7 protein-coding genes are annotated in these 4,610 nt (G+C 73.3%); 4 read left to right on the top strand and 3 right to left on the bottom strand.

All coding sequences use genetic code 11. The features are described from left to right. Window positions 1-213: 213 nt before the first annotated feature. From AB0C69_RS38440 to AB0C69_RS38430, 3 genes are all read right to left on the bottom strand, one after another. Window positions 214-840 (bottom strand): DUF305 domain-containing protein, encoded by a 627-nt coding sequence (locus AB0C69_RS38440; RefSeq protein ID WP_360360903.1) that lies wholly within the window; start codon window positions 838-840, stop codon window positions 214-216. Then, complete coding sequence (locus AB0C69_RS38435; protein WP_360360900.1) at window positions 837-1,487, bottom strand: DUF3105 domain-containing protein; 651 nt, start codon at window positions 1,485-1,487, stop codon at window positions 837-839. The genes AB0C69_RS38440 and AB0C69_RS38435 overlap by 4 nt, the downstream gene beginning before the upstream one ends. 103 nt (window positions 1,488-1,590) lie before the next feature. Further along, the gene (locus AB0C69_RS38430) at window positions 1,591-2,040 is read right to left on the bottom strand and encodes a hypothetical protein (RefSeq protein WP_360360897.1); all 450 of its coding nucleotides are present in this window, start codon (window positions 2,038-2,040) and stop codon (window positions 1,591-1,593) included. Between the two features lie 288 nt (window positions 2,041-2,328). Here AB0C69_RS38430 and AB0C69_RS38425 point away from each other — a divergent pair, with 288 nt between their 5' ends. The 4 genes from AB0C69_RS38425 to AB0C69_RS38410 all read left to right on the top strand — a co-directional run. Further along, window positions 2,329-3,591 carry a replication-associated recombination protein A gene (locus tag AB0C69_RS38425; protein ID WP_345179213.1) on the top strand — a complete coding sequence of 421 codons (1,263 nt, stop codon included), beginning with the start codon at window positions 2,329-2,331 and terminating at the stop codon, window positions 3,589-3,591. Window positions 3,592-3,654: 63 nt separating this feature from the next. Beyond that, a complete protein-coding gene (locus AB0C69_RS38420) occupies window positions 3,655-4,113 on the top strand; it encodes a DUF948 domain-containing protein (protein ID WP_360360894.1) in 459 nt (152 codons plus the stop codon). After that, window positions 4,110-4,430 carry a hypothetical protein gene (locus tag AB0C69_RS38415; RefSeq protein WP_345179033.1) on the top strand — a complete coding sequence of 107 codons (321 nt, stop codon included), beginning with the start codon at window positions 4,110-4,112 and terminating at the stop codon, window positions 4,428-4,430. The genes AB0C69_RS38420 and AB0C69_RS38415 overlap by 4 nt, the downstream gene beginning before the upstream one ends. Window position 4,431: 1 nt before the next feature. Continuing rightward, window positions 4,432-4,610, top strand: a 179-nt coding sequence (locus AB0C69_RS38410; RefSeq protein ID WP_360360906.1) for an alanine--tRNA ligase-related protein, incomplete at its 3' end; no start/stop codon positions are given.

Here is a 4,610-nt window from a genome sequence, read left to right as displayed (position 1 = left end):
GAAGCGCATCGCCGTCGGCTCCCGCACGAACGTGTGGGGCGTCAACGCCTCCGGCCAGATCTACCAATACACCAGCCCGGACGGCCGGGGTCGCGGTCGTCTCGAAGAGGTCGAGGGCCCGGTGGTAGCCGCTGAGGTTGTGAGCCATGGTGGTCAGTGACGCGCGATCCGGCGGCGCTGTCAAGCGCTATCGCGAACCTCGCGGGGACCGGCTCACACGGCGGGGGAGCCGCGCTCCCGGAGCATCGCGTTCATCTGCGTGATCTCGGCCTGCTGCCCTTCCACCATCGTGCGGGCGAGGCGCCGCACCCGTTCGTGCCCGGTGCGCTCCAGCACCGCCCGCGCCATGGCCACGCCGCCGCGGTGGTGCGCGATCATCAGCTTCAGGAACAGCACCTCGGCGTCGCGGCCGGACGCCTTCTCCAGGTCGGCGAGCCGGTCGCGGGCCGCCATGCCGGGCATCGGGGCCCCGCCGCCGCGGTGGCCGCCGTGCCCGGACATCCAGCGCATCCGGCCGGACGGGTCGGCCTTCGGCACGCCCCACTCGTCCAGCCAGGCCGTCATCATGCCGATCTGGGCGGACTGGGTGTTGATGATGTCGAAGGCCAGCAGCCGGGTCTCGGGATCGTCCGTGCGGTCCCGCACGGTGAACGACATCCGCACCGCCTGGGCGTGGTGCACGCTCATGTCGCGGGCGAAGCCCGCCTCGGGGCCGTCCGTGCCGGGCCGTTCCGAGCGGGAGACGGCGAGCGCGACCAGGACGGCCCCGGCGAGCAGGACCAGGGCCGCGAGGACGACGGTGGCGCGCCGTCCCCGCGGCGCCTCGGCGGCCTCGCTCACGGGGCGTCCTTGCCGCCCGAGCAGGCCGCGCCCGGCTCGGGGGTCTGCGGGCCCTTCACGAAGGCCCGCAGGAACTGGTCCACCCGCGCGTCGGTGGCCTGCTGGAGCTTCAGCTGCCTGCCCCACGCGGTGAGCGCGACCGGGGAGTCCTGGTCCGGGTAGGGGCTGAGCAGCGTGTAGTCGGTCGCGGAGACCTTGCCCTTCAGCAGGTCGAGCTGGTCCGTGGGAAGGCCGGGCCGGTAGGTGATCCAGACGGCGCCGTGCTCCAGGGAGTGGACGGCGTGCTCGTTCAGCAGCGGCGTCTCGTAGACGCGGCCGTCGCAGTTCTGCCACACGGGGTTGTGGTCGCCGCCCATCGGCGGGTCGGTGTCGTACTTGACGCTGCCGCCGACGTGGCCGCGGCCGAGGTCGTCCTTGGTCACGAGGCCGGGGACGGAGGAGGAGCCGTCGGCGGACGACGACCTGGTCTGCATGAACGTGAAGCCGATGGCGACGACCGCCACCAGGCCGATCACGGCGAAGAAGGCGATGCCTCCCCACGGGATCTCGCGCTGTGTCAGCGCGTTCTTCGTGGCGGTCCTGCCGCGCGCGTTGGCGTTGTGGCCGTTCGCGTTGCGGGCGTTCTTGTTCCGGGCGCTCTTGGACATGAGGGCGTCCTCTCAGGTGCTGTGGGTCAGGAAGGACAGGGCAGCGCCGCGTCGGCCATGGGCGTGGACGCGGGCGGTGCGATCGGCCGGAGGGCCGGTCCTTCTACAGCCGGAGGACCTGGAGGGAGGGCCAGGACGCGGGGGCGAGCCGCGTGCAGGCTGGAGGGGTGAACGCCCAGCCGAGACGGGCGGGCAGGCGCGAGACGGGCCGGCGCAGCACGGCGGCCAGGCCCAGCAGGACGAGGGTGAACAGGACGGCCAGGCACAGGCACGCGTCCATGGGAACGGGCGCGGGCGTCTTGGTCGGGGCGACGGCCGGCGCGTCCTGTGCGAGGCCGTGAGAGCCGCTGAGCGGCGCGGCCGCGGCGTCCGGCTGCTCGTGGCCCGTGGACGCCGACACGGCTCCGACGGGAACGCTCACGGCGTGCTGGGTGCACACGCGCGGCGGGGGCGCGTGGCCCAGCCCGTAGCTGAACACCAGCCCGCCCACGACGAACAGCGCCACGAGCAGCCCTGCCAGCCCGTGGCGTCGACGGGGGGCCGTACCGGACACCGTCACGCTCCTGGTCGCGTCTTCCGGGCTGGTCCAACGCCGCAGCCGCCCCAGGGGTTCCCGCCCGCCGGACGCGCGTGCGGAACGGTCCCGCGCGGAGCCGCCCGACCGTCCGGGACTGTCCGCGCCGCGAGATAGTGTCGGAGCGTGACCAGCAGGGCGGATTCGGGCGAGCCGGAAGGCCTTTTCGACCCTCCGGAGCGGGACGGAGCGGTTTCGGCGGAGGTGCGGCCGGAGCCGCCGGCGGCGCCCGCCCGGGGCGGCGCGGAGCAGCCCCTCGCGGTCCGCATGCGCCCCCGCGCCCTCGACGAGGTCGTCGGGCAGGGGCACCTGCTCGGCCCGGGCACGCCGATCCGGCAGCTCGTCGACCGGGACGTGCCGATGTCGCTCGTGCTGTGGGGGCCGCCGGGCACCGGCAAGACCACCCTCGCCACCGTCGTCAGCCATGTCACCTCCCGCCGGTTCGTGGAGGTCTCCGCGGTCAGCGACGGCGTCAAGCGCGTCCGCGCCGAGATCGACCTGGCGCGCCGGGAGCTCGGCATGACGGGCCGCCAGACGGTCCTGTTCGTCGACGAGGTGCACCGCTTCAACAAGGCCCAGCAGGACGCCCTGCTCCCCGCCGTGGAGAACCGCTGGGTCTCGTTCATCGGCGCCACCACCGAGAACCCGTTCTTCTCCGTCATCAGCCCGCTGCTGTCGCGGTCGCTGCTGCTCACCCTGGAGCCGCTCGGCGAGGACGACCTGCGCGAGGTCGTCCGCCGCGCCCTCACCGAGGAGCGCGGGCTGAACGGGGCGGTCACCCTCGACCCCGCCGCCGAGGACCACCTCATCCGGCTGGCCGGCGGCGACGCCCGCCGCACCCTCACCTACCTGGAGGCCGCCGCGCTCGTCGTCGACGACGGCGGGGCGATCGACACGGACGTGCTGGAGAAGGCCGTCGACCGGGCCGCCGTCCGCTACGACCGCGAGGGCGACCAGCACTACGACGTCATCAGCGCGTTCATCAAGAGCATCCGCGGCAGCGACGTCGACGCGGCGCTGCACTACCTCGCCCGCATGATCGAGGCCGGCGAGGACGCCCGGTTCATCGCCCGGCGGCTGATCGTGCACGCCAGCGAGGACGTCGGCATGGCCGACCCGACCGCGCTGCAGACCGCGGTCGCCGCCGCGCAGGCGGTGGAGTTCGTCGGCCTGCCCGAGGCCCGCATCAACCTGGCCCAGGCGGTGATCCATCTCTCCCTCGCGCCGAAGTCCAACGCGGTGATCACGGCGGTGGACGGGGCGCTCGGCGACGTCCGCAAGGGGCTCGCCGGACCCGTCCCGGGGCACCTGCGCGACGCCCACTACAAGGGCGCGGCGAAGATCGGGCACGGGCAGGGCTACAAGTACGCGCACGACCACCCCGGCGGCGTGGTCCGTCAGCAGTACGCGCCCGACGCGGTCGACGGACGGGAGTACTATCGCCCGACCAGGCACGGCGCGGAAGCCCGGTTCACCGAGGTGCTCGCGCGGATCCGCTCCGTCCTGCGCGGCGCCGCGGACCGGCGATGATCGTTCTTCGCCGGCCGGTGCTCCCGCCAAGCGGCGTGGTGGACCGGTAAGGTCTGTCAGGCCATGCCCGGCCCCGTGCCGGCCTCACGCGAACGGAAAGCCCTGATGCTTACTGGTGGACAGCTAGCAGGCCTCATCGTGGCCGTGTTCTGGGCGGTGCTCGTCTCGTTCGTCGCGCTCACCCTGCTGAAGCTCTCCAAGCTGCTCGGCGAGGCCAGCGAGCTCGTCCGCGACATCGGCGAGCAGGCCGGCCCGCTCATGGAGGACATGACCCGGACGGTGAAGCGCGCCAACGAGCAGCTCGGCCGCACCGACGTCATCACCAGGCAGGTCGCCGGCGTCACCCAGAACGTCTCGGCCGTCACCACCGTGATGACCTCGGTGGTCGGCGGGCCGCTGGTGAAGGCCGCCGCCTTCTCCTACGGCGTCCGCAAGGCCCTCGGCCACCGCGACGCGGAGGAGCGCGCCGCGTCCGGACGTCCGGAGCTGCCGGCCCGCTCTTCGGGTAGGGGACGCAGATGAGGCGGCTGTTCTGGCTCTCGGTCGGCGCGGGCGCCGGCGTCTACGCCACGCACCGCGTCAAGCGGCGCGTGGAGCGTTTCACGCGCGCCCTGTCGCCCGAGAGCGTCGCCGCGCGGGCGGTGTCGAGCGGGCAGAACGCCGGCGAGCGGCTGAGGCTTTTCGCCTCCGACGTCCGTACCGAGATGCGGGCCCGCGAGGAGGAGCTGCGCGAGGCCGTCCGGATGGACCAGGCCCCGCCGGACGGCGGCGGGCCGCAGGCCCGCCGCGTGCTCAAGGCGAGATACACGATCATCGAGAACGACAAGGATGGCCACTGATATGGAGTCGGCAGAGGTCGCACGCCGCTTCCTCGGGTTCTTCGAGGAGCGCGGGCACACGGTGGTGCCCTCGGCCAGCCTGGTCGCCGAGGACCCGACGCTGCTTCTGGTCAACGCCGGCATGGTCCCCTTCAAGCCGTACTTCCTCGGCCAGCGCACCCCTCCGTCCCAGCGGATGAC

This window comes from Actinomadura sp. NPDC048032, from assembly GCF_040653175.1.
Taxonomy (GTDB): domain Bacteria; phylum Actinomycetota; class Actinomycetes; order Streptosporangiales; family Streptosporangiaceae; genus Spirillospora; species Spirillospora verrucosospora.
The sequence above is the reverse complement of the archived record's forward strand: the minus strand, read 5'-3'. Positions and strand labels throughout refer to the sequence as shown.